This is a genomic window from Rhodococcus sp. MEB032, from assembly GCF_030208925.1.
Taxonomy (GTDB): domain Bacteria; phylum Actinomycetota; class Actinomycetes; order Mycobacteriales; family Mycobacteriaceae; genus Rhodococcus_F; species Rhodococcus_F qingshengii.
In genome coordinates, this window is sequence record NZ_JARVSY010000010.1 from 475,530 (window position 1) to 500,248 (window position 24,719).

At 62.1% G+C, this 24,719-nt stretch carries 27 protein-coding genes; 12 read left to right on the forward strand and 15 right to left on the reverse strand.

The annotated features are described in order from the left end of the window. Entirely contained in the window at window positions 1–651 is a 651-nt protein-coding gene (locus QRN54_RS12490) for a TetR/AcrR family transcriptional regulator (protein ID WP_030537009.1), read from the reverse strand. Between the two features lie 56 nt (window positions 652–707). On the opposite strand from QRN54_RS12490, the gene QRN54_RS12495 reads away from it, so the two are divergent. Further along, on the forward strand, window positions 708–2,252 hold the full coding sequence (locus QRN54_RS12495; RefSeq protein ID WP_058037678.1) for an MFS transporter: 1,545 nt from the start codon (window positions 708–710) through the stop codon (window positions 2,250–2,252). On the opposite strand, the gene QRN54_RS12500 is transcribed toward QRN54_RS12495, so the two are convergent. Further along, window positions 2,240–2,752 carry an Lrp/AsnC family transcriptional regulator gene (locus QRN54_RS12500; RefSeq protein ID WP_003939810.1) on the reverse strand — a complete coding sequence of 171 codons (513 nt, stop codon included), beginning with the start codon at window positions 2,750–2,752 and terminating at the stop codon, window positions 2,240–2,242. The genes QRN54_RS12495 and QRN54_RS12500 overlap by 13 nt on opposite strands. Window positions 2,753–2,947: 195 nt before the next feature. Between QRN54_RS12500 and hppD the strand changes: the two genes are divergently transcribed. After that, complete coding sequence (hppD, locus tag QRN54_RS12505; RefSeq protein WP_007732631.1) at window positions 2,948–4,153, forward strand: 4-hydroxyphenylpyruvate dioxygenase; 1,206 nt, start codon at window positions 2,948–2,950, stop codon at window positions 4,151–4,153. 6 nt (window positions 4,154–4,159) lie between these two features. On the opposite strand, the gene QRN54_RS12510 is transcribed toward hppD, so the two are convergent. The 5 genes from QRN54_RS12510 to QRN54_RS12530 all read right to left on the reverse strand — a co-directional run bounded on the left by QRN54_RS12510 (window position 4,160) and on the right by QRN54_RS12530 (window position 9,113). After that, the gene (locus QRN54_RS12510; protein ID WP_020909123.1) at window positions 4,160–4,810 is read right to left on the reverse strand and encodes an NUDIX hydrolase; all 651 of its coding nucleotides are present in this window, start codon (window positions 4,808–4,810) and stop codon (window positions 4,160–4,162) included. Continuing rightward, entirely contained in the window at window positions 4,807–6,096 is a 1,290-nt protein-coding gene (locus QRN54_RS12515) for an adenylosuccinate synthetase (protein ID WP_390890689.1), read from the reverse strand. The genes QRN54_RS12510 and QRN54_RS12515 overlap by 4 nt, the downstream gene beginning before the upstream one ends. A 9-nt stretch (window positions 6,097–6,105) precedes the next feature. After that, the gene (locus QRN54_RS12520; protein WP_193594938.1) at window positions 6,106–7,092 is read right to left on the reverse strand and encodes a hypothetical protein; all 987 of its coding nucleotides are present in this window, start codon (window positions 7,090–7,092) and stop codon (window positions 6,106–6,108) included. Window positions 7,093–7,097: 5 nt separating this feature from the next. After that, complete coding sequence (locus QRN54_RS12525; RefSeq protein WP_285182089.1) at window positions 7,098–8,129, reverse strand: hypothetical protein; 1,032 nt, start codon at window positions 8,127–8,129, stop codon at window positions 7,098–7,100. Window positions 8,130–8,213: 84 nt separating this feature from the next. Next, the gene (locus QRN54_RS12530) at window positions 8,214–9,113 is read right to left on the reverse strand and encodes a LysR family transcriptional regulator (RefSeq protein ID WP_285182090.1); all 900 of its coding nucleotides are present in this window, start codon (window positions 9,111–9,113) and stop codon (window positions 8,214–8,216) included. A gap of 188 nt (window positions 9,114–9,301) precedes the next feature. Between QRN54_RS12530 and QRN54_RS12535 the strand changes: the two genes are divergently transcribed. Genes QRN54_RS12535 through QRN54_RS12545 form a run of 3 tightly spaced genes read left to right on the forward strand, consistent with a single transcriptional unit; the run spans window position 9,302 to window position 10,711 of the window. Further along, on the forward strand, window positions 9,302–9,940 hold the full coding sequence (locus QRN54_RS12535; RefSeq protein WP_007732640.1) for a hypothetical protein: 639 nt from the start codon (window positions 9,302–9,304) through the stop codon (window positions 9,938–9,940). Next, window positions 9,937–10,650, forward strand: a complete 714-nt coding sequence (locus QRN54_RS12540; RefSeq protein ID WP_285182091.1) for an SDR family NAD(P)-dependent oxidoreductase — start codon at window positions 9,937–9,939, stop codon at window positions 10,648–10,650. Before QRN54_RS12535 ends, QRN54_RS12540 begins: the two co-directional genes overlap by 4 nt. Next, window positions 10,628–10,711: an SDR family oxidoreductase gene (locus QRN54_RS12545; protein WP_285182237.1), complete on the forward strand. Its 84-nt coding sequence runs from the start codon at window positions 10,628–10,630 to the stop codon at window positions 10,709–10,711. The genes QRN54_RS12540 and QRN54_RS12545 overlap by 23 nt, the downstream gene beginning before the upstream one ends. A gap of 15 nt (window positions 10,712–10,726) precedes the next feature. On the opposite strand, the gene QRN54_RS12550 is transcribed toward QRN54_RS12545, so the two are convergent. Further along, window positions 10,727–11,488 carry an SDR family NAD(P)-dependent oxidoreductase gene (locus QRN54_RS12550; RefSeq protein WP_081558427.1) on the reverse strand — a complete coding sequence of 254 codons (762 nt, stop codon included), beginning with the start codon at window positions 11,486–11,488 and terminating at the stop codon, window positions 10,727–10,729. A 199-nt stretch (window positions 11,489–11,687) separates the two neighbouring features. On the opposite strand from QRN54_RS12550, the gene QRN54_RS12555 reads away from it, so the two are divergent. After that, a complete protein-coding gene (locus QRN54_RS12555) occupies window positions 11,688–12,464 on the forward strand; it encodes an SDR family oxidoreductase (protein ID WP_003940546.1) in 777 nt (258 codons plus the stop codon). Window positions 12,465–12,574: 110 nt separating this feature from the next. Here QRN54_RS12555 and QRN54_RS12560 read toward each other — a convergent pair whose 3' ends face one another. The 6 genes from QRN54_RS12560 to QRN54_RS12585 are packed head-to-tail and all read right to left on the reverse strand — an operon-like array spanning window position 12,575 to window position 18,239. Then, window positions 12,575–13,396 carry a MaoC/PaaZ C-terminal domain-containing protein gene (locus QRN54_RS12560; RefSeq protein ID WP_003940443.1) on the reverse strand — a complete coding sequence of 274 codons (822 nt, stop codon included), beginning with the start codon at window positions 13,394–13,396 and terminating at the stop codon, window positions 12,575–12,577. Between the two features lie 14 nt (window positions 13,397–13,410). Further along, window positions 13,411–14,589: a lipid-transfer protein gene (locus tag QRN54_RS12565; protein ID WP_003940050.1), complete on the reverse strand. Its 1,179-nt coding sequence runs from the start codon at window positions 14,587–14,589 to the stop codon at window positions 13,411–13,413. Beyond that, a complete protein-coding gene (locus QRN54_RS12570) occupies window positions 14,589–15,017 on the reverse strand; it encodes a MaoC family dehydratase (protein WP_003940399.1) in 429 nt (142 codons plus the stop codon). The genes QRN54_RS12565 and QRN54_RS12570 overlap by 1 nt, the downstream gene beginning before the upstream one ends. Beyond that, on the reverse strand, window positions 15,014–16,129 hold the full coding sequence (locus QRN54_RS12575; protein ID WP_030537002.1) for an acyl-CoA dehydrogenase family protein: 1,116 nt from the start codon (window positions 16,127–16,129) through the stop codon (window positions 15,014–15,016). The genes QRN54_RS12570 and QRN54_RS12575 overlap by 4 nt, the downstream gene beginning before the upstream one ends. Continuing rightward, window positions 16,129–17,076 carry a bifunctional MaoC family dehydratase N-terminal/OB-fold nucleic acid binding domain-containing protein gene (locus QRN54_RS12580; protein ID WP_285182092.1) on the reverse strand — a complete coding sequence of 316 codons (948 nt, stop codon included), beginning with the start codon at window positions 17,074–17,076 and terminating at the stop codon, window positions 16,129–16,131. Before QRN54_RS12580 ends, QRN54_RS12575 begins: the two co-directional genes overlap by 1 nt. Then, the gene (locus QRN54_RS12585; RefSeq protein ID WP_285182093.1) at window positions 17,073–18,239 is read right to left on the reverse strand and encodes an acyl-CoA dehydrogenase family protein; all 1,167 of its coding nucleotides are present in this window, start codon (window positions 18,237–18,239) and stop codon (window positions 17,073–17,075) included. Before QRN54_RS12585 ends, QRN54_RS12580 begins: the two co-directional genes overlap by 4 nt. 130 nt (window positions 18,240–18,369) lie before the next feature. On the opposite strand from QRN54_RS12585, the gene QRN54_RS12590 reads away from it, so the two are divergent. The 4 genes from QRN54_RS12590 to QRN54_RS12605 all read left to right on the forward strand — a co-directional run bounded on the left by QRN54_RS12590 (window position 18,370) and on the right by QRN54_RS12605 (window position 21,479). Then, a complete protein-coding gene (locus QRN54_RS12590; protein WP_030537000.1) occupies window positions 18,370–18,828 on the forward strand; it encodes a nuclear transport factor 2 family protein in 459 nt (152 codons plus the stop codon). Window positions 18,829–18,942: 114 nt separating this feature from the next. Continuing rightward, window positions 18,943–19,800, forward strand: a complete 858-nt coding sequence (locus tag QRN54_RS12595) for a MetQ/NlpA family ABC transporter substrate-binding protein (protein ID WP_003940478.1) — start codon at window positions 18,943–18,945, stop codon at window positions 19,798–19,800. A gap of 12 nt (window positions 19,801–19,812) precedes the next feature. Further along, window positions 19,813–20,814 carry a methionine ABC transporter ATP-binding protein gene (locus QRN54_RS12600; protein ID WP_007732648.1) on the forward strand — a complete coding sequence of 334 codons (1,002 nt, stop codon included), beginning with the start codon at window positions 19,813–19,815 and terminating at the stop codon, window positions 20,812–20,814. Next, window positions 20,811–21,479, forward strand: coding sequence for a methionine ABC transporter permease (locus QRN54_RS12605; RefSeq protein ID WP_007732650.1), 669 nt, complete (start codon window positions 20,811–20,813; stop codon window positions 21,477–21,479). Before QRN54_RS12600 ends, QRN54_RS12605 begins: the two co-directional genes overlap by 4 nt. A 4-nt stretch (window positions 21,480–21,483) precedes the next feature. Here QRN54_RS12605 and QRN54_RS12610 read toward each other — a convergent pair whose 3' ends face one another. Further along, window positions 21,484–22,704 carry a fatty acid desaturase family protein gene (locus QRN54_RS12610; RefSeq protein ID WP_021331991.1) on the reverse strand — a complete coding sequence of 407 codons (1,221 nt, stop codon included), beginning with the start codon at window positions 22,702–22,704 and terminating at the stop codon, window positions 21,484–21,486. Window positions 22,705–22,837: 133 nt separating this feature from the next. Here QRN54_RS12610 and QRN54_RS12615 point away from each other — a divergent pair, with 133 nt between their 5' ends. Together QRN54_RS12615 and QRN54_RS12620 are read left to right on the forward strand one after the other, a co-directional pair. Then, a complete protein-coding gene (locus QRN54_RS12615) occupies window positions 22,838–24,043 on the forward strand; it encodes an enhanced intracellular survival protein Eis (protein WP_372025156.1) in 1,206 nt (401 codons plus the stop codon). Window positions 24,044–24,108: 65 nt separating this feature from the next. Then, window positions 24,109–24,672 (forward strand): GtrA family protein, encoded by a 564-nt coding sequence (locus QRN54_RS12620; RefSeq protein WP_003939753.1) that lies wholly within the window; start codon window positions 24,109–24,111, stop codon window positions 24,670–24,672. Window positions 24,673–24,719 lie beyond the last annotated feature (47 nt).

Genomic DNA, 24,719 nt, shown 5'->3' on the forward strand with positions numbered 1-24,719 from the left:
TCAGCTCGACACTCCGCGTGCAGCCAGAAAGTCGTCCACGATCTGCTCACACGCAGCCTCCCCGAGAGGCGTCAGCGTGGCCAGCTTGGTGAGCACCAAAGGTCCGACCAACTGAGCAAGTGCGACGTCGTAGTCGTACTCCCCCAACGCGTCGATCGCGTCCGGCGAGCGCAGGATCCGATCGAACGCGTGTCGGTACTGCTCGAAAACCGTCTGGCGCAGCGATCGCAATTCGGGCTTGTCCGTGGACAGGGCATCGACGCTCGAATAACCCTTCAGTTCCGGCCCCAAGCCGAGCCAGCACATCGCCGTCACCTGGATCGGTGCGCTTTCGATGGCCTTGGCCTGACTGGTCAACAACTCGAGCAACTGCGCGCGGAGATCGCCTTCACCGGACATCTCCGGCACCGGCGGCAGTAGACGTGCAAATGCCGCGGCGAGTAACTCCGTGCCGCTGTCGAAATGGCGGTACAGCGTCGCACGCGCGACGTTGGCCAACTTGGTGACGGCATCGATCGTCACGGCGTCGACGCCGCCTTCTGCCAGCAGCGTGGTCGCTGCGTCGAGCAACCTGGACCTGGAACGCTGTTTGCGCGGGTCCTCGTCGTTTCCCTGCTGTTCGATTCCCTGCTTGTCGATTCCCACCGTCACAACTTCAGTTATACCCACTTGGGGGTTGTGGAACTGCTGTTCTTGTAACGATACTGATGGTCTTGTTTCTATCGGGAGGTTTCGTGAGTAGCGATACGACGCTCGAACAGTCCACGTGGACCATCCGACAGATCTGGATGCTGACGGTCGCGTGCTGCGCCGTCGCGCTGGTCGTCGCAGCGATGGCCGCTCTCAACACGGCCCTTCCCGACTTGGCCCGCGATACCGGTGCAACACAGAGCCAGCTCACGTGGATCGTGGACGGGTACACGCTCACGCTGGCTTGTCTCTTGTTGCCGGCGGGCGCACTCGGCGATCGATACGGTCGACGAGAACTGCTCATGTTCGGACTACTCGTTTTTGCTGCCGGCTCGTCGATTCCGGTCTTCGCGGACGAACCGTCGTGGGTCATCGTCTCCCGCGTGATATCCGGCGTCGGCGCCGCATTTGTCATGCCGGCGACGCTGTCTCTACTCACTGCAGGTTTCCCGCCGGCGCAGCGTGCCCGCGCCGTCGGAGTCTGGTCCGGCGTCGCAGGGTCCGGTGCAATCGCCGGACTCGTCGTCTCCGGGCTACTCCTCGAAAAATGGTCCTGGCATTCGATTTTCGTCAGCCTGGCCGTCGTCTCGGTCCTCATCCTCGTGGTGTCGTTCACGATCGTGACGTCGAAGGACACGGAGGCAACTCCACTCGATCTACCTGGTACAGCGCTGATCGCCGGCTCGATCGGACTGTTCGTCCTGGGGATGATCGAGGCGCCGGCCCGTGGTTGGCTCGATCCGGTAGTTCTCGCGTTGCTGGTCGGCGGAATTGCCATGACAGCAATCTTCAGCTGGGTCGAATTACGCACTCGCCACCCACTTCTGGACGTCAGACTGTTTGCCAATCGTGCATTCGGCAGCGGCGCAGCGTCACTGACCCTGCAATTCCTGGCGACTTTCGGCTTGTTCTTCCTGATCGTGCAGTATCTCCAACTGGTGCTCGACTACTCCCCCCTGCAATCGGCGCTCGCCCTCATGCCGATCGCCGTGCCGGTGATGGCCCTGTCCGTGGTTGCGCCCCTACTGATTCCGCGTATCGGCCTTCGCGCCCTCACCGCAACCGGTGTCGCCTTCCTCGGAACCGGAATTGCACTCCTGACGCGCTTGGATGCCAGTTCGACCTATGCCGAAGTCTGTGTTCCCTTGGTAGTGGCCGCCATTGGATTGGGTTTGTCGACAACCCCCGCCACTGCTGCCATCGTCTCCAACGCACCGGACTCCAAACAGGGGGTTGCCTCAGCAGTCAACGACGCAACCCGTGAGATCGGCTCCGCCATCGGCGTTGCACTGGCGGGAAGTATCCTCGCCGCCGGCTACGGAAATCACGTCCAGCCCGCGGTCGACTTGCTACCCGAACCGGCCAAGGAGCCGGTATCCGGTTCTCTGGCCGCCGCTCTCCACGTCGCCGAAGCAGCCGGGCCGCAGGGTGCCCAGTTGGCCGAATTCGCCCGTGAAGCCTTCATCAAAGGCATGGATCAAGGAGCACTCACGCTCGCTGCGATCATGTGGGTATCCGCGATCGTTCTGGGATTCTGGGCTCCGGGTCGTCAGCGAGACTGACCGCCTCGTCGGTACGCCGGGGCCTTGGTCGTCTGCTCCGACTGCAGAGTCTGTAGAAGGGGCATCGACCGGAGCGGCACCACAACCGAGAGAACCATGACGCTGGTCGACCGGGTGGCTATCCCCGACCGATTCAGTTCGAGCAGCGTCGCTTGCAAATCCTCGTGCGACGCAGCGGCAATCCGGCACAGCACGTCGCCGGAGCCGGTGGTGGCAAAGGCTTCGAGCACACCGGGGATTGCCTCGAGTTCCGCGGTGACGGTGTCGAGCGCCCCCTGGGCGATCTGCAAAGTCACGAATGCCTGTACTCCGAAACCCGCTGCAGCCAAATTGATGTGCGGCGCGTATCCGGCGATGACGCCCGCATCTTCCATCCTTTTCAATCTCGCCTGCACTGTCGCCCGCGCAACCTTGACCTGACGCGAAAGCTCCAACGCACCGGCTCTCGGGTGCTTGTTCATCGCGTCCAACAGAGCCAGATCCACTGCGTCGAGATTCACGTCCGCTCCACTCGTCGTTCAACTATGCAAATTGCCTACAAAACAGTGCCGCCATCTTCGCATTCCGGCGCTGTGTCTACTTTCAACTACCTCCGTTGACTACCCAACCTCTGAAGGACTTATCTGTTAGTACTGGCAGTGCCGAACATAACTCGAGCACCGCGCTGTGTACATCGCACTCAGAGGGGACTCACCATGACCGTCGAACAGACTCTCACCGACGACGAACAGCTGGCCGGCCTGGATCTGGAGCAATTGCGCCAGTTGGTCGGCTTGGTCGAGTACGACAGCGATCACGATCCCTTCCCCGTGAGCGGTTGGGACGGCCTCGAATGGATCGTCGGAAATGCCACGCAGACTTCACATTTCTTCCAGTCCGCATTCGGCATGGAATTGGTGGCCTATTCAGGCCCGTCGACGGGAAACCGCGACCACCACGCGTTTGTACTCAAAAGCGGGGCCGTGCGGTTTGTCGTCAAGGGCGCTGTGGATCCGGCAAGTCCGCTGATCGAACATCACAGCCGTCACGGCGACGGTATCCGCGACATCGCGCTCAGCGTCCCCGACGTGGACAAGTGCATCGCACACGCCATCACCCAAGGCGCGACAGTGTTGAGCGAACCGCACGACGTCACCGACGAGCACGGCACCGTTCGCCTGGCCAGCATCGCGACGTACGGCGAGACTCGGCACACCCTCGTCGACCGTTCCCGCTACACCGGCCCTTACCTTCCCGGATACGTCGAACGGACGTCGTCGTACCGCAAGCGTGACGGCGCGCCCAAGCGAATCTTCCAGGCCCTCGACCACGTCGTCGGCAATGTCGAACTCGGCAAGATGGACCAGTGGGTCGACTTCTACAACCGGGTCATGGGATTCACCAACATGGCCGAGTTCGTGGGCGGCGACATAGCCACCGACTACTCCGCGCTGATGAGCAAGGTCGTCTCGAGCGGCAATCACCGAGTCAAGTTCCCACTCAACGAACCTGCCATCGCGAAGAAGCGGTCACAGATCGACGAGTACCTCGAGTTCTACCAAGGTCCCGGCGCTCAGCATCTCGCACTTGCGACCAACGACATCCTCGGAGCAGTCGATGCTCTGGTCGACGAAGGAATCGAATTTCTCTCTACTCCTGCTTCGTATTACGAGGATCCCGAATTGCGCGCGCGTATCGGAGAGGTTCGAGTTCCGATCGAGGAATTGCAGAAGCGAGGCATCCTCGTCGACCGCGACGAGGACGGCTATCTTCTTCAGATCTTCACCAAGCCGATCGGAGATCGTCCCACCGTGTTCTTCGAGATCATCGAACGCCACGGCTCACTGGGATTCGGACTGGGAAACTTCAAAGCCCTGTTCGAAGCGATCGAGCGTGAGCAGGCCGCGCGGGGCAACTTCTGAGGTAGGTCAGCTGTTTTCGGTCCACGCCCAGACCACCGCGGGTCGCCCGGTGGCACTGACCCGGACTCGTTCGTCCGTACGTTCCAGCCCTGGCAACGCTTTGAGCGTCCGGTTCAAATTGCCCGGGTCCGGACGCACACCGGAAAGCTCCTCCGCCACGGCCAGCGCGTACGACGCCGGAAACGACGGACCCAGTAATGCCCGCGTGAATGCCTGATCTCGCCACAACAGGGTGTCAGCAAGGATCGGGCGGGTATCGGCGACTATCCGATTGTGGTCGAACGCAAGGTCCCCCGGGTTGTCCCAGCTCACCCATTCGGCCGAACCCGGCACCTCGTCCGACGAGATCACTGCCCACATGGTCACCGAGAGCGTCGGACCGCGGGGGTCGCGATTGGGTTCGTCGAACACGGTCAATTGACCGCTGACGAGGATCTTCTCGTCGGGAATTCCGAGCTTGGTGGTCACGGCTCGCCTGGCGGCGTCCTGCAACCGCTCACCGGCGCCCAGCAGTACACCGGGCAGCGCCAACTGCCCGGTGTACGGCTCCGCTTGCCGCGGAGTGACGGCAAATCGCAACATCCCGGGTTCCGGATTGCCGAACCGGAGCGCGATGACATCGATCGAGACAAGTGACTGGTCCACACCGTCCATCATGCAGGCACTGGGCATCGCATCTGACGATCGACCCGGTCGGCACCGTTCGCGGTCAGCACTACCGGCGCACCCATTTCCTCGCTCAGATACCGGGCGAAATCCTCCGGGTCGGCCGGAAGTTCCTTCGGCACGATCCCTACGGCTTTCAGGGAATCTGTCAGCGCCTGCTGGTGATCGAGATCCTTCCACTCTCCGACGGGAACGAACGGCAATCCTTCGTACGCGTGCACCCCGTGGATCGGGATGCCTGCAGCCCGCGCGCGATCCATCGCATCGAGATGAGTAAGCGCCAAACCGTCGACGCCACCGCTCACCTCGATTGCGTAGTGCAACAACAACTCGTCGAAGTGGCCCGTCCGGAATCCGCCTTGATACTCACCCGTCCCGTTGTGCAGCTCGGGCAACACCTTCGCCAACTCCGGATCCTCCGTCGGGAAGGGCCCAGCTCCGTGTCGTGTCATGTAGGTGCGGGTGACGCCGAGTACGTAACTGTCCCGGCCCAACTCGTCGATCATTGCTCGCGCGTTGGACGGCTCGACCGTCGACCACGTGGTGTGTGGGTGAAACCCCCGCCACTCGTCGAGAAGGACACCTTGTGCCCCCTCGAATACCAGACGACCACCGGCACCCAACGCGCCCAGCGCATCCGGGTCGGCGATGTCCACGACGGCACCGAATTCCGCGTACATGTCGACCATGTCGTCGATCGGCGGAAAACCGTGGCGACTCTCCGCGATCAACGGTCCGTAGAATGTGACCAACGCCGACAACTTACGACGCAAGGAGTCAGGTCGCCGGCAGTCTCCCACCGTAGGCGCATTCGCAACTTCGAGCGCGTACGCCGCGGTCTCACCGATCCCCTTGCCACACGAGCCGTGTCGGTTACCGCCGCGAGCATCCTCACGGGCCCTGTTGGCGGCCACGTGAATCGGCGTCGTCAACAATGCGCGCGCGTCGATCCGTATCAAATCGAACGGATTTCGAACTCCGAGCGCTTCCAGAGCACGCGCCTCCCGGGCGAGCGCGATGGGCTCGACCAACACGAATCTCGAGAGAAACGTCGGGACGCCGGACAGCGTTCCCGAACCGAACTGCGAAAACGTGTGGTGGCGCTCGCCGACCGTCACGTTGTGCGCTGCCTGTGCCCCACCGTTGAAGCGGACCACTGCGGCCACACCCAAATCGGCTTGGTCGGAGCAAAGCCAATCGACGGTTGCTCCCTTCCCCGCATCTCCGAACCCGAGGTCTACGACGACGATATCGCGGTCTTCGAACGGCTCCATCATGCTCTCCTTCTATGCGAAATCAACATCGTCCGTATCGGTTCCGAGATCGTGGGGCAACCCGGCCACCGTCGCGGTGCTGCGCCCTGGAATTAGAGCGAGAGCCTTGCCGACGGTCTCGGCTTCAGCTGTTGAACCGATGTCGCAGAGATCCGCCAGTCCGTCACGCAGGTCGATGCGGTCCTCGCCGATTCCGACCGTCAGCGCGATCAGTTCGCACACCGCAGCGGGGTCGTCGAGTTTGACGAAGCGTTCACCGAGCAACTTCTTCCAGTGATCCGCGATTTCCGGATCGTTGAAGTACGACGACTGATCTGGCAGAACGAAGTAAACATTCCATCTTTCTTCGAGTTCACGGTAGATCGACGAGACCGATACGTCCTGACGTACCTTGTCGCCGATCACCGAACGGATGTGACGAGCCGAGAGTCGCGGCTTGTTCAGCTCGTCGCCGATGATGAAGAGGTAGCCTTTCCTTCCGCGCTTCTCCCAGGCATCCGTACTGGTGTGGCGCGCCATGAAATATGCTGCCAATTCATAGCTTTCCGACTTCTGTCCACCACCGTTGCCCTCGAGGAAGATGGTCCGAAGCTGCTCGTCCATCGCGTTACCCGACTCGAACTGGCCGACTTGTAGTGGCACCTGATCGGAATCGGCGTCGCCGATACCACCGAACAGAATCTGCGGATCATCCGCGTATCCCTTGCGTTGCAGCAGCCCGTGCAGCTTTCCGAGCTTGTCCTGCATGATTCGAGGAACAGCGCCCATCGAGCCGGTGACATCGAAGAGCACTGCTATCGGGAGAGAATCGGGGTGCCCGGCCGAGTCCCGGCATTCACGCTTGTCGACGCCGAAGGGGTCGAGGGTCGGGTCCGCTTTCCAACTGCTTCGCGGACGCGACCGAAGCGAATCGGTGTAACCGAAATCGTCGACACCGCGTGCGGCACGAAAAGTCTTGCCCGCCAAATAGGTGTTGTCGTCCCAGTATCCGTAGCCCATGACAATCACTGTCCTTTCGTGGATGGAACGGCGAACGGACGAAATGTCCGCTGGCCATAGAGAAGATCGAGGAGTTCGTCGAACTCACCCAGTAGGTCGACCGCGTCGGGACGCAATCTCGGGTTGTCCTGCATGCAGCCGTCGGCAAACACCTTCATCCGTTCGTGGGTCTGCTCGCCCAGCATTCGGAGCATCAAATGATGAGCCATGTAGACGTCCCAGGCCGGAGACGCTCCTTCGCCGAGTTCCGGTGGGTACGAATCACGATCGGAACCGATCGTCGCCACCGGGCGGCTGCCCGTACGGGTGCCAAAGGACCAGCCGACCAGCACCACCCCGTGCCGATCAGGCTCGATCAGCACGTTCTCCGCGGTAGTCGCGGTGTGCACCCAACCAGTCGCATGCGCTGCTGCCAGAGCCCGAAGTAGCCGTCGGTGCATCCACGCCCAGTCCCGTGGATCGAGGCCACCCGGATACGCCTCACGGACGTCGGCGAGACTCACAAAACCTTCGGTCAGATCGTCCAGCACATCGATCTGACGTCTCGTGCCGCTGCCCACATGGGTGATTCGATCGATCAATCGCGGGAAGTACGAGACTGCCCAACCGGCTTCGCACGAATTCTCGATGTCCGTCAGCACATTCCGTTCGGCCTCGATCATCGAGTTCGCCCGAGGGTTTCGCGGAATCTTGAGTACGACACCGGCATCGGACCGGTACAGGTTAGCGACCGAGCCGCGCTCTACCAGTCCACCCAACATGTACTCGCCCCGCTCGCCGACATAAACGGGTCGAGAATCTGCCGGCTCGAACTCCACTGTCCAACTGCGGTAAAGCTCGTTCAATCGAGATGTTGCGGCCGAGTATCGCACCCGATCTTCGGGCTTCGCCCGGTCCGGATGAATGGCTGAGGCGAGCCGATGAAAACGACGCTTTGCAGCGCGGCGGGAGTCGAGATCACTGGGGACTCCCCCGAACACATCAGCCGAAACCTTTGCCGTCTCGACCGTTTCGAGTGCAGTGTGCGTCGTTTTCATTGTTTTAGTCTAAGCGACTAAAACGAAAACGGCAAGAATGCGTATTTCATCCGAGTACATGCGCATCACATCAGGACACGGCAATCACCTGTCGGCACCGAGGGCTGAAACAGCTTTGCGTAGCTCGATCACTGCCGGACTGCTGTCGCCCTCACGGGTACACAGATCGATCGAACACTGCTCGATATCGGAAATGCGCACGAAACTGATATCCGAGCGGGTGTAGTACTCGGCAATGGTTGCTGCCGTTATCACCACCGCCCGACCGTTGGCGACAACCTCGAGCGCTTCGTCCATCGTGCGGACAGAGGGACCGTACCGGACGGGTACACCACTCGGGCGCGGGTCCACCGACCACCATTTCACCCATTCGGGTGGTGCGCCGTCACTCGAAACCTGCACAGTCCCATCTATTTCAGAAATCTCGATGCTCGTACGGCCCGCCAGTTGGTGCCCTCGAGGCAGAGCCACCACCCGCGGTTCGACGCCTATCCGTTCGAGCACCACACCGTCGAGCACCGGCAGTGGCGGTCGCACGAAGGCCGCGTCGACGGTCGCGCTCGCCACCGCGGAAACCTGTTGGGACCAGTCCAATTGGACCAGCTCCACCTCCGCATGCAACGAATCGATCACCGCACGTCCCAAACTTCCGGCCGCCCCGTTGATGAATCCGATCCGCAACCGCCTGGCCCGCCGACGCTCGAGTGCGTCGAGCCCGTTCATCGCGCGGACGGCGAACTCGAGAGCGGGCCGTGCATCCGCGACGAACACCTCACCCGCGGCGGTGAGCACCACCGGGTGCGAACTGCGATCGATCAACTCGGTTCCCACCTGCTCCTCGAGTCGACGAATCTGCTGACTGAGAGCAGGCGCCGTGACGAACAACCGGTCTGCCGCTCGTCCGAAGTGCCCTTCCGCCACGACGACGAGCAACGAGGACACCAACCGCAGATTCAGATCTTCACCTCTTCTCGCCTTTTTCATTACCGTCCATTCGGTTGTCTTAGGCCGCCGTTCGCCAGCAAAGTGATGACCATCACGGTATCTGAACAGCGGAGTTAAGCAAACCGGCAATTGTCGAACGAAGTTCTACATGTACAGCGAATGCCACGTCAGGTCACAGTTGTCGCAGATCCGGACAGCCCGCCGAATCCGCGAAACCAGGAGATGTGATGAGCAAGTACGAGCACGAATTCGTCCACATGATGGATGGCGTCGAAAAGCAATTGGAAACCATCGACAATCCGCGGCACCAGAAGATCCTCCGAAACTACCGGCGCCACGCATTGCTCGAGGTCTCCGGTCGTTACAAGGAAATCCTCTCGCCCGACATGACCGTCGAAGAACCCGTCTACCGGTTGTTCGAAGACGGGCAGTCGATTGTCCTCGACGGCATGGACGCCGTCACCAACTTCTACCAGTCACTCGCCGAGACGGACACCCTTGTCATGTGGACCGGACAGTCCGACTTCGCGGTCTCCGACAGCGGATTCTCGGGTGAGACTCTCTTCAGTCAATTCGTCCCAGGATCGATTCTGGGAGACGGGGTGTTCGGCGCGGTGCACGAATCGGGTGGATCCACCCCCGCAGCCCCCGAACAGTCGTCGGACATCGACCCCGACGGTTGGTATCTCGTGCGTCGGACCTTGGCATTTGTCTGGCCGTACGACGAGCAGGGGCGACTCATCGGTGAGCATGTCTACGAAGATTCTGCTTCGAAAGTCGTGACCAAGGTGGACCCGAGCGAGGTCATCACTGCGGCGCGCGCAGCCGAACTGCTTGCCCCACTGCTCGAAACGCACCTGCCGTGAGCGCGCCCGTAGCCATTGTCACCGGCGCAGCTGCCGGGTTGGGCGCCGCTATTGCCGAGCGCCTTGCGGAGGACTTCGGCACCCTGCTTCTCCTCGACATCGAAGAGGCCGCACTCGCCGACACCGCAGCACGCCTGGAAAGCCTTGGCGTAGCAGTCCACACGGCACGATGCGATGTTCGACGTGAAGGTGACGTCAAGAACGCCTTCGACGTGGCTGCATCGGCCGGAAGCCCGACTGCACTCGTCAACGGCGCCGGAATCGGCGTCTTCACTCCGTTCCTCGAGATCACCGAAGACCAGTGGGACAACACCTTTGCGGTGAACACCAAGGGCAGCTTCCTGATGTGCCGCGAATTCGTGAGCAGAACCGAGGGTCCGGCAGCGATCGTCAACATCGCGTCGATCGGTGCCCGCTTGGGCGGTGACATGCTCGCGCACTACGGACCATCGAAGGCCGCCGTGATCGAGATGAGTCACAGCGTCGCCCGGATCGGTGCGACTCGAGGACTTCGCTCGAATACGGTCATGCCCGGCCTGATCCTCACCGACATGTGGCTTCGAACCATCAAGGAACTGCGTCGACGCGATCCCTCGCTCACAGATGTTTCCGATGCTGACGTCTTCGATTTTTGTCGCACAGATGGTTCCGATGGGTCGAGCTCAGACGCCCGGAGACATCGCCGAGATGGTCGCCTTCTTGCTCAGTGACAAGGCTCGCAACGTCACCGGCCAGACGATTGCCGTCGACGGCGGCGCCGTGATGACCTGATCGGGTCGATGGCGGTCAGCCCCAGCGCGACTGGCCGCCGTCGAGCGGGATCGTGGCACCCGTGAGGTACCCGGCGTCTTCGCTGACGAGGAAGACGACGGCACGACCGATGTCGGTCTCGGGGTCTCCGACGCGTCCCAGCGGAATACCTGCGACAAATGCCGCTGCCTCTTCGGGATTCTTTTCCATCCACCACTGCAACGCGGGAGTCTTGGCGTGCGGGGCAACATTGAGAACGCGAATGTTGTCCTTGCCCCATTCGCAGGCGGCAGCGCGGGTCAACGAGCGCATGCCTTCTTTGATGGAACCGTAAGCGCCGTAGTTACTGGCATCCCAGCGCACCGCCGCCGAGGTGACCATGTTGATGATGACGCCACCGCCACGACTGTTCATGTGGGGGTACGACGCCTGCATCATGCGCAGGGTGGCGAGCGGCCCCGTCGCGAAGGAACGCTCGAAGTCTTCGTCGAGCACGCTCAAGAGTGGGCCGGGCTTGCAGTCGTTGGCGTTGTTGACCAGGATGTCGATTCCGCCGAACAGTTCGACGGTACGGTCCACGGCGTCGGTGATGTCGTCCTTCTTGCTGACGTCGCAGACCACCGCCTCACCGCGCGCACCGATGTCAGCCAGTAGTCCGCACGTGGTGTGCAACTTGGATTCGGTGCGGCCGGCAACGGCGATCACGGCGCCCTCTTTGGCCAAGGCCAGGGCAATCCCCTGCCCGATTCCCTGACCCGCACCGGTGATGAGTGCGACTTTGCCTTCGAGCTTGCCCATGTGACTACTCCAATGTCCGTCGACGCAGAGGTCCCTTTTGCGGGAGGGACCGGTCGATTCTGGTGACTGCCGCTGTTTGTCGTCTACACTCGACCTACAAAACAACCAAGCACTTGCTTGACCCTAAGGTGTGCGACCACGTCGCGTCAATCACATTGGGCGGCAATTCAGCTCGGCACCGCACCAGGAAGGCTCCACCGTGACACTGCCCAACCCCGTCGATTTCAGCGGACGCTCGGTGATCGTCACCGGCGGCACCAAAGGCATCGGCTACGTCATCGCCGAAACCTTCCTCGCCGCGGGTGCGAACGTGCTGGTCTGTGGCCGTAACGAGCCCGAAAACCTACCCACCGCCGACGGCCGTAGCGCAGCCTTTCGCGCCACTGACGTCCGCGATCCCGCCGACGCCGCAGCCCTCGTCCAGGATGCCGTCGAGCGCTTCGGCCGTCTGGACGTCCTGGTCAACAACGCCGGCGGCTCCCCCGACGCCGACGCTGCGACGGTGTCACCCCGCTTCGTCGAGAAGATCGTGGCCCTGAACCTGTTGGCACCCTTCAACGTTGCCCAGGCCGCAAATGCAGTGATGCAGACTCAGGACGACGGCGGTGCCATCATCAACATCGGCAGTGTCTCGGCGATCGACCCGCAGCCCGGAACCGCGGCGTACAGCGCAGCCAAGGCAGGCCTCCTCGTTCTGACCAAGGCATTGGCCCTCGAATGGGCGCCGAAGGTCCGGATCAACCACATCACCACCGGCCTGATCCGTACCGAGGCTGCCGCCGAGGTCTACGGCGCCGACGGCGGCGCTGCGGTCACCAGGACCATTCCGATGGAGCGCATGGCCGTGCCGGCCGATATCGCCAACTCCTGCCTGTTCCTGGCGAGCCCGCTCTCCTCGTACGTGAACGGCGCCGACATCGCCGTTCACGGCGGCGGTGAGTACCCGGCTCGCTACATGGCGACCCACCAGGATTGAAACAAATACGAAGCAGCCCCTGAGCGGATTCGCTCGGGGGCTGCTTCTTCGTGTGAACAACTGCGGGGCGCGACGAGGGGTCAAGCACCCCGCAGTTGAGTCTGGAGGGACTAGCGAGCGGAGAAGCTCACTCGTGCACCGGAAATCGCTACCTGATCACCCTTGGTGACCTGGAAGGCCAGGTCGTCGGGAGTTCCCCACGCAACGATGGACGGCGCTTCACCCGGATGGATTGCCGCAGCGAATCGACCCTCGAGGCTCACGAGGTCCGCCGGATGCACTCCGGCGACCCGGGCAAGCTCGAGCGTGCTCGCGGCCAACGTGCACAGGCCGTGCATGATCGGACGCGGCTGGTTGATCCGCGCCGCAGCCTCGGGATCGATGTGGATGTGGTGCTTGTCGCCCAGGAGCCGGTACATCGCCGTCTGGTTCTCCGCTGTGGTCAACACACCGGTCAACGAAGGCTCGCCGGTCGGCTCCGCCGGACGTGAGGGTCCACGTTCTCCGCCGAATCCACCGGCACCGGGGGCAAAAAGTGACCAGGTCGCGACGAAGTATTCGCACTCCACCTTCACTTCGAACACGGCCGCTGCGCCCTTGTCCCACACCTCGCCGACCGAAGCCTTCAAGGTCACGTCACCGCTACGCGGAAGCGGAGCAAGCACTTTCAGCTCTTGCGAGCCGTGCAGTGCCGTCGAGGTGTCGAAGGCGCCCGCCGAACCCAGAGCGTCGGGAGCCCACTGCGCCAGCGTCAGAGCAAAGGTCGGCAGTACCCGAAGCTGATCCTCGAAGACGAGGTCCAGCTCGGTCGCCTTGGCGCCCACGGCAAGTGCGTACAGGATCGCGTCGCGCTCGGTGTACGACACGGTGCGGGTCCCGAGATCGGCTCCACGCCAATCGCCGGCGGTCTTCGCAGCTTCCGAAGTTGTCACTGTCTTTTCCTCTCTCAAACAGCGCCGAGAACGAGACCGCTGGTGGGTACTGCTGTTCCGGCTGTGACCAATACGTTTTCGACGCCCTCGGGCTGGTTGGTCGACGTGCCTCGCACCAGTCGCACACCTTCGGCAATTCCGTTGACACCGTGCAGGTACGCCTCGCCGACCTGACCACCGTGAGTGTTGGACGGCAGGCGTCCACCGATCTCGAGGTTGCCTTCGCGGATGAAGTCCTTTGCTTCGCCTGGCTTGCAGAAGCCCAGTTCTTCGAGCTGGGGAAGCACCAACGGAGTGAAGTGGTCGTACAGAATCGCGGCGTTGATGTCGTCAGGGGTCAGGCCGCTCTGGCCGTACAACTGACGAGCAACCAGGCCCATCTCCGGGATACCGGAGATGTCGGGCCGGTAGTAGCTGGTCATCATGTGCTGATCCTTGCTACTGCCCTGAGCGGCGCCCTTGATGACGACGGGCTTGTTGGCCAGATCCTTTGCGCGCTCGGCAGAGACGATGACCAATGCCTGGCCACCGTCGGTTTCCTGGCAGCAGTCGAGCAGGTGCAGCGGCTCGGCGATCCAGCGCGAGTTCTGATGGTCCTCGAGCGTGATCGGACGCTCGTAGAACCAAGCAGCCGGGTTGTTGGCGGCATGCTTGCGCGCCACCACTGCAACTCGTCCGAAGTCCTCACTCGTCGCACCGTACTGGTGCATGTAGCGGCGGGCGAACATGGCGACCCACTGAGCGGGAGTCGACAATCCCTGCGGAGTCATCCACGCATATGCCGCGCGATCCGCGGTGCTGTCCATGGGGCGATCGTGCTGCCCTAGGCCGTAGCGCACACCGGAGCGCTCGTTGAAGGCGCGGTAACAAACCACGACGTCGGCAACACCCGTCGCAACTGCCATGGCCGCCTGCTGCACGGTGGCACACGCAGCGCCGCCACCGTAGTGAATGCGCGAGAAGAACTTCAGCTCGCCGAGACCACAGTTGCGAGCCACGATCGCTTCGCCGTTCGTCTCCGACGTGTAGGTGGACAGACCGTCGACCTCGGACGGATCGATACCGGCGTCAGCGAGTGCCGCGACGATGGCCTCACACGCCAACTGCAGTTCGGTGCGGCCGGAGTTCTTGGAGAACTCGGTGGATCCGATGCCGACGATGGCGGCGGCTCCCGAGAGTGGGCTGATCGCCATCAGGGCCTCTCCTCTTCCTTGAAAGCGACTGCGACGGTGCCGGATGCATGGTTGCCGAGGCTGTTTGCACCCTGCACCTTGACCACGACCACTCCGTCTTCCTTGGACACGACCTCACCGGTCATCGTCATGGTGTCACCCGGGTAGTTGGGCGCCCCGAGACGAATGGCGATGCGGCGCAGGGTCGATGCAGATCCGGCCCAGTCCGTGACGTATCGACCGACAAGACCGTTGCTCGTGAGGATGTTCATGAAGACATCCTTCGAGCCACGCTCCTGGGCCAGGCTCGGATCGTGGTGCACGTCCTGAAAATCGCGAGTGGCGATTGCCGTGGCGACGATCAACGTGCGGGTCAGCGGGATCGCCAACTCGGGCAATGCCTCTCCGACAACGACGTCTGCGTAACTGCGACCGGCAAGTACGGTCATGCGAGCACCTCCACACCGGATGCGAGCTGCGCACCCAGACGCGCCAGATCGGAGCTGGAACCACCGAGGGTGGCAGCAATCTGCTTGCCCCACAACAGGTGACGGTGAACCGGGTAGTCGGTGTCGACGCCCATGCCGCCGTGAACATGCGTGGTGCGATGCACGACGCGCTGTCCGCCGTCGGTAGCCCACCACTTGGCGACCAGTACCGAGGTGCCGAGATCCAGTCCCTCGGAGATGCGCCAGGCGGCCTGCCACAGTGTCACGCGCATCGCTTCGAGATCGATGTAGCAGTCAGCGAGTTGATGATTGACGGCCTGGAAGGTCGCCAGCGGACGGCCGAACTGCTTGCGGCCGTTCAGGTACGTGACGGCCTGCGCGACTGCACCCGACCCGACGCCCCATTGGATTGCGGCCAATGCCAGCTGAACGCGGTCGATCAGCCACGGAACCGTGGTGCCGTCAGCCGCACCGATCAGCTGCGCGGGGGCACCGGCAAAGGTGACGTTGGCACAGATCTCCCAACTGGTGGACTGCGTCTGTTCGAGCGTCACTCCCTCGGCACTCAGGTCGACCAGCAGCAGTGCCGTACCAGTGGAAGCGGTTGCCGAAACGAGAGCAAGGTTCGCGACGTGAGTCATCGGCACTACTGCCTTCTCACCCGTCAGAGTCCAATTGCCGTCGGCGTCCTGCTCAGCCGTGGTCAGTGGGTCGCCGCCAGTGTACGGACCGAACTCTTCGAGACCGACGGTCAGGAATCGACTGCCGTCGGCAACTCCCGGAAGGAGTTCGGCGCGAAGGGAATCAGAGCCGAATTCGTTGACAGCCAATGCTGCAAGGGTCGTTTCCCAGATCGGCACGGCCGCAACGTGACGTCCCTGCTGTTCGAGCAGTGCGTACAGCTCGGACAAGCCGAGGCCACCGCCGCCGAACTCCTCCGGCAGGGCGATACCGAGCAACCCGGTGCTCGCGAGCTCACGCCACAGTTCACGGTCGACGCGCTCAGCGGAGAGTTCGATCTCCTTGGTGCGCTCGATCGTTGCCTTGCTGGTGAAGACCTCGTCGGCCAGTGCGCGAATTGCTTCCTGCTCTTCGCTGAAATTGAAGTCCATCAGTGCTCCTCGCGTACGGCCGGCCGGAACGCGGGAAGCGTCAGATCCGGGTCGGCGTCGATCCAGTCAAGTTCCACGGGCATGTCGACCACGACATCTTCGGGCGCGATACCCACCATGTTGGCGATCAATCGGGTTCCCTCTTCGAGTTCGATTACCGCAACGATGAGCGGGTAGTCGAACGCGTCGATCTTGGGGTGGTGATTGACCACGAAGCTGTACACCGTGCCACGACCCGACGCGTTGATCGTGTCCCACTCGAGTGACCGGCACTCCCCGCACATCGGGCCGGTGGGATGACGCAGCGTCTTGCAGGACGTGCAGCGCTGGATCACCAGACGGTGCTCCTTGGCTGCTTCGAACCAGAAAGCGTTGTCCGCGTTGAGAGCCGGACGCGGACGCAGTGCACGAGGAGCTTCGGGCGCAGCAGATTCCTGAGGTTTGAACCGCAGCGTCCGCCACCGCTGGGTGCCGACAACCTGATCGTCACCGTTGCGGTAGGTCTTGAGCGTCGTGACGAAGTGTCCGACACCGAGGCCGGTCTTCTTCTCCGGCGAAATCGACTCGATGACCTCGGTGTAGTTAACGCGATCGCCTGGGCGAAGTTCGGCGAAGAACTCCTGATCGGAATCGGTGGCCACGACAGAGCTGTAGCCGGCTGCGTCGAGGGTGGCGATCAGATCGGTCCACACCTGCGACGGGTCGTTGCCCGCCATCTTGTCGGTAAAGGTCCGCATGATCCAGACCTGAAGCATCTGAGCGGGAGCGACGACGCCGTCACGACCGGTGGCGCGGGCGGCGTCGTCGTCGAGGTAGACGGGGTTGGTATCGCCCATGGTCTCGGCCCAATGCCGGATCATGGGGATGTTGACCTCGTCTGGCCCCCAGGTGGTGGGAACAAGCGTCTGGCCGACAAAAGCGTCGAGTTGCGCCGAAATGCCGCTCACTTGACCCTCTTTTCGCGAACGAGTCCCAAGCCGATGGTGCCGACCATGTCCCGCAGAACTTCGTTGACGCCGCCGCCGAAGGTGTTCACGACACCCTGACGCGAGATCTGCTCGATCTGACCGGCAAGCAGAGCGCCCGGAGACTCGGGGCGGATGCGACCGGCGGAGCCGAGAATTCCGAGCAGGGTGCGGTAGACGTCGACGTGAGTCTCGGTCCCGTACGTCTTGGTGGCACCGGCGTCGGCTCCGGAGAGCGTGTCCTGTGCGACGGCTGCCGTCATCTTCCAGTTCAGCAGTCGCATGGCCTCGAGCTTGGCGTGTGTGCGAGCGAAGTCCTGTTGCACCCACGGGATGTCGATGGCGCCGTTTTCCTTGGCCCAGTCCAGGACCAGGTTCCACAGACCGTACGTGCGACCACCGATGGCCGCCAGGCCGATTCGCTCGTGGTTGAGCTGAGCCGTGATGAGCTGCCAGCCGCCGTTGACCTCGCCCACAACGTCCTTCGACGGAACTCGAATGCCGGAGTAGTACGTGGACGTCACCATCAAACCGCCGACGGTGTTGATCGGTGACCACTCGAAGCCTGCATCCTCGGTGGGGACGATCAGGATCGAGATTCCCTTGTGCTTGGGGGCATCCGCCTCGGTGCGGCAGGCCAGCCACACGTAGTCGGCAGTGTTGGCGCCACTGGTGAAGATCTTGTTGCCGTCGACGATCCACTCGTCACCGTCGAGAACCGCACGAGTCTTGAGTGACGCGAGGTCGGTGCCGGCCTCGGGCTCGGTGTACCCGATTGCGAAGACGATGTCGCCGGCCAGGATGCCGGGCAGGAAACGTTCCTTCTGTTCTTCGGTGCCGTACTTCATCAACGTCGGTCCGACGGTATTGACCGTCACGAAGGGAAACGGCAGACCTGCGCGCTGAACCTCGTCGAAGAACACGAACTGCTCTTCGATGGAGCGTCCCTGTCCACCGAATTCCTTGGGCCAGCCGATACCGAGCCAACCGTCCTTGCCCAGCAACTTCACGATCTCGCGGAAGTACTCGCCGCCCACACCTTGCTCGCCGGCCGCGCGACGCTTCTCTTCCGGCAGCAGCGCCGCGAAGTACGCGCGCAACTCCTTGCGGAGCTCCTGCTGCTCGGGCGATTCCCTCAGATCCATCGCTGTTTCTCCTATGGCATTCATGGCTGGCAACTCTTGGCCTGGACGCTAACCAGATGCCCAGGTGGGCGCTGTGAGTGTCTCGATGAGCGGGAAGCCGAAACATGAGCGGCGTCACATAGGGTGAGATATGCGCATGGACTCCTCGGATCGCGTCGCTCTCACCGACTTGGCCGCCAGGTACGCACAGGCCGTCGACCGCCGAAACACCACTGCACTTGCGGCTCTCTTCACTGACGACGTGGCATTCGTCTTGCCGCCGGCACTGAACGGAACGGGTGCGCCGACGGAGATACGTGGGAACTCCGTCGTCAGCAGTTCGGTGGTCGATGCCGTCTCACATCTGCACTCGACCCGGCACATCGTCGAGCAGCAGATCCTCGACCTCGACGGCCCCACCACCGCACACGGTGAGGCTTACTGCTCCGCTCACCACATCTATCCGCGGGGCGAGGGCCACCGGGACAACCGGATCGAGATTCGTTACCAGGACAGCTTCGAAAAGATCGACGGCACCTGGCTGTTCTCGCGTCGCGAACTGGTAGTCGATTTTGCCGAGGATGTTCCGGTCATCCTGCTCGGACAATAGGTACATGAAAAAATCGCGGTGATTCTGTATCTCCTCTCGGGAGGTTTACCGGGCTAGCGTTCAGCAACTGTCACGCCATCTCGGCGTGCGTTCGGCTATGTCTTGGAGATTCACATGTCACGCTCGCGCACCAGAAGATTCCTCGCTGCCTTCGCAGTGGCCGCCGTCGCAGTCGGAACCGTAGCCGCGTGCTCGAGCGACAACTCCTCCGACGAGAACGCACCTCTTCGCATCGTCGCTTCTTCGGTTCCGCACGCCGAGATCCTGAAGTTCGTCGAAGAAAAGGGCCTGCTCGGTGACACCAAGATCGAGGTCAGCGAGATCACCGGCGATCTCGACGCCAACGAGGTGCTCGAAGCCGGAGACACCGACGCCAACTTCTTCCAGCACGTGCCGTACCAGGAATCGTGGTCGAAGGAAAAGGGTGTCGACGACCTGGTCGCCGTGGCGAAGGTCCACGTCGAGCCCCTCGGTGCATATTCCAAGAAGGTCACCAACGTGGCCGACCTGCGCCAGGGCGCAACGGTCGCTTTGTCCAACAACGTGACGAACTTCGCCCGTGGGCTGTACCTGCTGCAGCAGGCCGGTTTGATCAAGCTCGATCAGCAGTTGGGCGCCCCCGGCACCGACATCACGCAGATCAGCGAGAAGAACATCATCGACAACCCCAAGGGACTCACGTTCACCCAGGTCGATCCCCCGCAGCTGCCGCGCACGCTCGACGACGGAAATGTCGATCTCGCAATCATCAACGGCAACTACGCAATCGAAGGTGGCCTCAACCCGGCCAAGGACGCCCTGGTGCTCGAGAAGGCCGAGGGCAACCCGTACGCCAATGTCCTGACCGTACGCACCTCGCTCGAAAACGATGCGCGAGTACAGAAGTTGGCCGAGGCATTGACGTCCGCCGACGTCGCGACGTTCATCGAGCAGACCTATCAGGGCTCGGTCATTCCGGCCAGCGCTACCTGATCGAGACCCGTCATGGTCTTCTCGATCGAATCGGTCTCCAAGGAATACCGCAGCGGCACACAAGTTCTGCATGCACTCGATTCTGTATCCCTGAAAATCGAAGACGGCGAAATCTTCGGCATCATCGGCAAGAGCGGCGCCGGCAAGTCGACTTTGCTGCGCTGCCTCAATCTGCTCGAACGCCCGACCAGTGGCCGAATTCTGTTGGGCGACACCGATCTGACCGCGCTGAGTCCAGCGCAACTGCGCGACACACGCAAGCGGATCGGGGTCGTGTTCCAGCATTTCAACCTGCTGCATTCCCGTTCGGTCGCCGCCAACATCGCCTTCCCCCTCGAAGTGGCGGGATACTCGCGGGCAGATCGACGTGCCCGCGTCGACGAGCTGATCGAGTTGGTGGGCTTGGAAGACCGACGTGACGCCTTCCCCTCGCAACTGTCCGGCGGCCAGAAACAACGCGTCGGCATCGCGAGAGCCTTGGCGGCTTCACCCGACGTCCTCCTGTGCGACGAGGCCACGAGCGCCCTCGACTCGGACACAACCGATTCGATCCTCGACCTGCTCGCCGATCTCAATCGACGACTCGGTGTGACCATTGTTCTGATCACCCACGAACTCAACGTGGTTCGACGGATCTGCCATCGCGCTGCGCTGATCGATCAGGGCCGCATCGTCGACGAGGGAACGCTCACCGAACTGGTCGCAGACCCGGACTCACCCCTCGGAGAGGCGCTACTGCCGACCGGAACGGTACGAACGTCCACGACCGGAATTCCGGCGCTCCTCACCTTTGTCGATTCACTGTCCACCTCACCCGTGATTTCCCAACTCTCACGAGATCTCGACGTCGACGTCACCGTGATCTCCGGCGGTATCGAGGACATCGGATCCCATCAGGTCGGTCGCCTTCGCGTGGAGTTCGCTTCACACACGGGACTCGTCAGCAACGAAGAGACAAGAAAGTCTGTCGAAGAACATCTTTCGCAGCGCGGAGTGAAGGTGACGTTCTCATGAACAAGACGTCCTGGCAGGATTCCCTGGGCGAAGCATGGGAAGCCCTACTCGACACGCTCTACATGGTCGGTGTCTCGTTCGTGCTCACCGTGATCATCGGTATCGCTCTCGGTGTTCTGTTGCACGCGAGCGCGCCCGACGGAATCCGTCCCAACCGCGTCCTCAATTCGGTTCTGGGCACCGTTGTGAACATCGGCCGTTCGCTGCCGTTCGTCATCTTGTTGGTGCTCCTCATCCCGGCAACGAGGGCGATCGTCGGAACAGCGCTCGGCGCCACGGCAGCGATCGTCCCGCTGACCATCGGTTCGGTGCCCTTCTTTGCGCGCGTCGTCGAGAACGCCTTGCGTGAAGTCGATTCCGGACGCGTCGAGGCAGCGCGGTCCATGGGCGCCACCGACAAAGACATCATCACCAAGGTGCTACTGCCCGAATCCGTACCGGGATTGGTAGCAGGAGCAACCCTGACGGCGGTGATGCTGATCGGTTTCTCGGCCATGGCAGGTGCCATCGGCGCCGGTGGACTCGGCGACTTCGCAATCAAGTACGGCTACCAACGATTCAACACACCGGTGCTGTTCGTCGCAGTCGTGATCTTGATCGTGCTGGTGCAGGCAATCCAGTCGACCGGCGATCTCGTGGTTCGTTCAATGGCGCACAAGCGGTAACTGATCAGCTCGAGACCATCGCGATCGCTGTTCGCAGTCCGCGCCGCTTACCCGTCTGCGGATCGACGCCGAACACTTCCTTGATTCCGCCTCGGATGCGGAACTTCAACTCCGAGTGCGTCTCCGGAGCGTCGTCCTGGGAAGCCGAGAGAAACCTGTTGGGCAGCGACAACTTCCAGATGGTGCGCAGAGTCAATCCGTACTGCTTCCACAGCGGCCCGGTCGTGTACGGGAGGTCGTACTTGTCACACAGGTCCCGCAGCGGCACCGCGATTTCCGAGTACCGATTGCTCGGCAGATCCGGGAAGCAGTGATGCTCGATCTGGTAGCAGAGGTTGCCGCTCATGAAGGCCATGACGGGACCGGCATGAAAGTTGGCAGAGCCCAGCATCTGTCGTAGGTACCACTGAGCGCGCGATTCGTTCTCGAATTCCTCGAGCGTGAACTTCTCGGCACCGTCGGGAAAGTGCCCGCAGAAGATGACGGCGTAACTCCAGTAGTTTCGGATGAGGTTCGCAACGACGTTCGCCGTCAACGTGGTCTTCCACGCGGGGCCGGTCAGGGCGGGGAACAGGATGTAATCCTTCGCCACCTGACGCGCGATCTTCTTACCGACGTCCTTGGCCATGTCCGATTTCTCGGACCACTTCACCTCACCCTTGCGGAGTTTGTCCGTTTCTAGGTGATGCAGTGCCACTCCCCACTCGAAGAGGGTCGCGAGCACAAAATTCGTGATCGGTTGAAAGAGGTAGTCGGCGTGCCACTTTTGATCGCGCGTGACGCGCATGATTCCGTAGCCCACGTCGTTGTCCAGTCCGACGATGTTGGTGAACTTGTGATGGGTGAAGTTGTGCGAGTGCTTCCATCCCGAGGACGGGCAGGTGTTGTCCCACTCCCAGTTGCTCGAGTGAATCTCGGGATCGTTCATCCAGTCCCACTGGCCGTGGATGATGTTGTGGCCGAGTTCCATGTTCTCGATGATCTTGCCGACCCCCAGGAGCGCAGTCCCCAGAATCCAGGCAGGCTTCTTCTTGCTGGCGAACAAGACGATGCGGCCGGCCACCATCAGAGAGCGTTGAAACGCGATCGTCCGCTGGATGTATCGAGCGTCGTGCGCGCCGCGCTTCTCCTCGATGTCGAGCCGAATGGCATCCAGCTCGCGCCCGAGTGCCTCGACGTCTTCCTCGGTCAGATGGGCATATTCCTTGATGTCGGTGATCGCCACAGTGTTTCTCCGTATCGGTTTTCTCCGTGCCGCAGGACTGGTCCGTCGGGCGGTACCCCTGGGAGCCGGTGCGGAAACGTCAGCCCCGATATTCATGTGCGTCTTCACGCAATCTATGCCAGAGTCGATATACGTGAGCCCCGAAAACAAGATCACCATCCGCACCGCTACCGAGAGTGACTGGCCGGCTCTCCAACTACTCGACTCGGTGGGGTTCGGTTTTCACCCGTCTCCCGCGGTCAGCGAACTGACGAAGGCGCTCTACAAGCCCGAGGACATCATCCTTGCCGTCGACGGTGACCTACCCGTCGGCGTGGCCATCGAAATCGACATGGAATTCACCGTGCCCGGCGGACGCCAACTCCCCACGCGCGGAATCACCTGGGTATCCGTCGCCCCGACTCACCGTCGTCGTGGCGTCCTACGCTCGATGTTCACTGCGCTTCATGCCCACATCGAGTCGACCGGAGCACCGCTTGCCGCCCTGACGGCCAGCGAGGCCGGCATCTACAACCGCTTCGGATACGGCCCGGCCACCTTCAGCGAAGGCATCACCCTCGATCGCCGCTTCGCGCGATTCCGCCCCGAGGTGCCCGACAATGGTGGCGTGTCCATCGTCGACATCAAAGCTGCCTCGACGCTTCTTCCCGAGATCTACGACCGCTGGCGACTGCAGACTCCCGGCGCGCAGGTCCGTCCGCAACCGCTCTGGGACCATATGTTCGCCGACCCGTCCGAGGATCGTGACGGCGCCTCCGGACTGTTCTTTCTGACACACGCGGACGGATACATCGCTTACCGGCACACGAGCGAGGGCCGCGACAGCATCGCCCGGATCGACGAGTTCGTGACGATCACCGAAGATGCGCACGCGGCGCTGTGGCGCACGATCTGCGGCCTCGACCTCGTCACCCGGATCGAGACACGCCAGCATCCTGCCGATCCACTCCGGCTGATGCTCACGGACTACCGCCTTGCCCGGACGACGACGCGCTCCGATCGACTGTGGCTGCGCATCATGGACGTTCCCGCGGCTCTCGAGGCTCGTGAATATGCTGCTGACCTGGACACAGTCATCAAGGTCGAAGATCCGTTCCTGAAGGCCGGCGGAACCTTCGCACTTCAGGTCAAGGGCGGCAAGGCCACCTGTACGGCCACTGACGCGGTGCCTGCGATCACGATGCCCTCTGATGTCCTGAGCAGCTTGTACCTGGGCGAGCACCAGGCCAAGACCTTCGCGGCGGCGCACCGACTCCACGCGTCCGATCCGCAGGAGATCGTGAATTTCGACTTCGCTTTCAACGCGCAGAAGCCCGCAATTCTCGGGTACGGATTCTGATGATCTTGCCGACACGGGCATCGACGATTTGTGCCCTCGGTCGTATTCAGGGTTAGCCTCGAACAATGGCGTTTGTCGAAAAGATGGTCAATAGGCTTCCTGAGCGGGTTCTCGTGCGCGTCCTGCCGCACGCAGAAATGCTCAAGTTCCTGGTGGTCGGCGGCATCGCCTTCATCGTCACCACGGTGCTGTTCTTCGGCATCAAGTGGACGGTTCTGCCTCAGCACCCGGTGACGGCCAACATCCTTGCGGTCCTGATCGCGACGGTTCTGTCCTACGTCCTCAACCGCGAATGGTCGTTTGCGCAGCGCGGTGGTCGACAGCGCCATCACGAGGCCGCTCTGTTCTTCATCGTCGCGGGTATCGGTTTGGCCATCAACCAGGTACCACTCTGGACCTCCCGGTACGTGTTCCATCTGCGTCAACCCGAGGTGTCGGTGTTGATGGAAAACTTCGCGGACTTCATCAGCGGATCGATCATCGGGACCCTGCTGGCGACGGCCTTCCGCTGGTGGGCCATGCGTCGGTACGTCTTCCCCGAAGAAGCCACCGACAGCCAGGTCGTTCTCGACATCGAAGCGACTCCCGGCACCAAGACGCCGACAACCGACGCCACCGCCCTCGACTGACTCCCGGATCGACGCACCCGATCGCTCGCGCTTCGTGGCTCGATGGT

What these genes read in the sequence shown, in the direction of transcription:
- QRN54_RS12570 (WP_003940399.1), bottom strand. Translation starts at nt 15,017, where the DNA reads ATGACCGTACTTGCCGGTCGCAGTTACGCAGACGTCGTTGTCGGAGAG.
- QRN54_RS12605 (WP_007732650.1), top strand. Translation starts at nt 20,811, where the DNA reads ATGAACAAGACGTCCTGGCAGGATTCCCTGGGCGAAGCATGGGAAGCC.
- QRN54_RS12525 (WP_285182089.1), bottom strand. Translation starts at nt 8,129, where the DNA reads ATGAAAACGACGCACACTGCACTCGAAACGGTCGAGACGGCAAAGGTT.
- QRN54_RS12545 (WP_285182237.1), top strand. Translation starts at nt 10,628, where the DNA reads ATGGTCGCCTTCTTGCTCAGTGACAAGGCTCGCAACGTCACCGGCCAG.
- QRN54_RS12585 (WP_285182093.1), bottom strand. Translation starts at nt 18,239, where the DNA reads ATGGATCTGAGGGAATCGCCCGAGCAGCAGGAGCTCCGCAAGGAGTTG.
- QRN54_RS12530 (WP_285182090.1), bottom strand. Translation starts at nt 9,113, where the DNA reads ATGAAAAAGGCGAGAAGAGGTGAAGATCTGAATCTGCGGTTGGTGTCC.
- QRN54_RS12590 (WP_030537000.1), top strand. Translation starts at nt 18,370, where the DNA reads ATGCGCATGGACTCCTCGGATCGCGTCGCTCTCACCGACTTGGCCGCC.
- hppD (WP_007732631.1), top strand. Translation starts at nt 2,948, where the DNA reads ATGACCGTCGAACAGACTCTCACCGACGACGAACAGCTGGCCGGCCTG.
- QRN54_RS12565 (WP_003940050.1), bottom strand. Translation starts at nt 14,589, where the DNA reads ATGGCGATCAGCCCACTCTCGGGAGCCGCCGCCATCGTCGGCATCGGA.
- QRN54_RS12515 (WP_390890689.1), bottom strand. Translation starts at nt 6,096, where the DNA reads ATGATGGAGCCGTTCGAAGACCGCGATATCGTCGTCGTAGACCTCGGG.
- QRN54_RS12575 (WP_030537002.1), bottom strand. Translation starts at nt 16,129, where the DNA reads ATGGACTTCAATTTCAGCGAAGAGCAGGAAGCAATTCGCGCACTGGCC.
- QRN54_RS12510 (WP_020909123.1), bottom strand. Translation starts at nt 4,810, where the DNA reads ATGATGGACGGTGTGGACCAGTCACTTGTCTCGATCGATGTCATCGCG.
- QRN54_RS12535 (WP_007732640.1), top strand. Translation starts at nt 9,302, where the DNA reads ATGAGCAAGTACGAGCACGAATTCGTCCACATGATGGATGGCGTCGAA.
- QRN54_RS12600 (WP_007732648.1), top strand. Translation starts at nt 19,813, where the DNA reads ATGGTCTTCTCGATCGAATCGGTCTCCAAGGAATACCGCAGCGGCACA.
- QRN54_RS12620 (WP_003939753.1), top strand. Translation starts at nt 24,109, where the DNA reads ATGGCGTTTGTCGAAAAGATGGTCAATAGGCTTCCTGAGCGGGTTCTC.
- QRN54_RS12550 (WP_081558427.1), bottom strand. Translation starts at nt 11,488, where the DNA reads ATGGGCAAGCTCGAAGGCAAAGTCGCACTCATCACCGGTGCGGGTCAG.
- QRN54_RS12495 (WP_058037678.1), top strand. Translation starts at nt 708, where the DNA reads ATGGTCTTGTTTCTATCGGGAGGTTTCGTGAGTAGCGATACGACGCTC.
- QRN54_RS12520 (WP_193594938.1), bottom strand. Translation starts at nt 7,092, where the DNA reads ATGGGCTACGGATACTGGGACGACAACACCTATTTGGCGGGCAAGACT.
- QRN54_RS12595 (WP_003940478.1), top strand. Translation starts at nt 18,943, where the DNA reads ATGTCACGCTCGCGCACCAGAAGATTCCTCGCTGCCTTCGCAGTGGCC.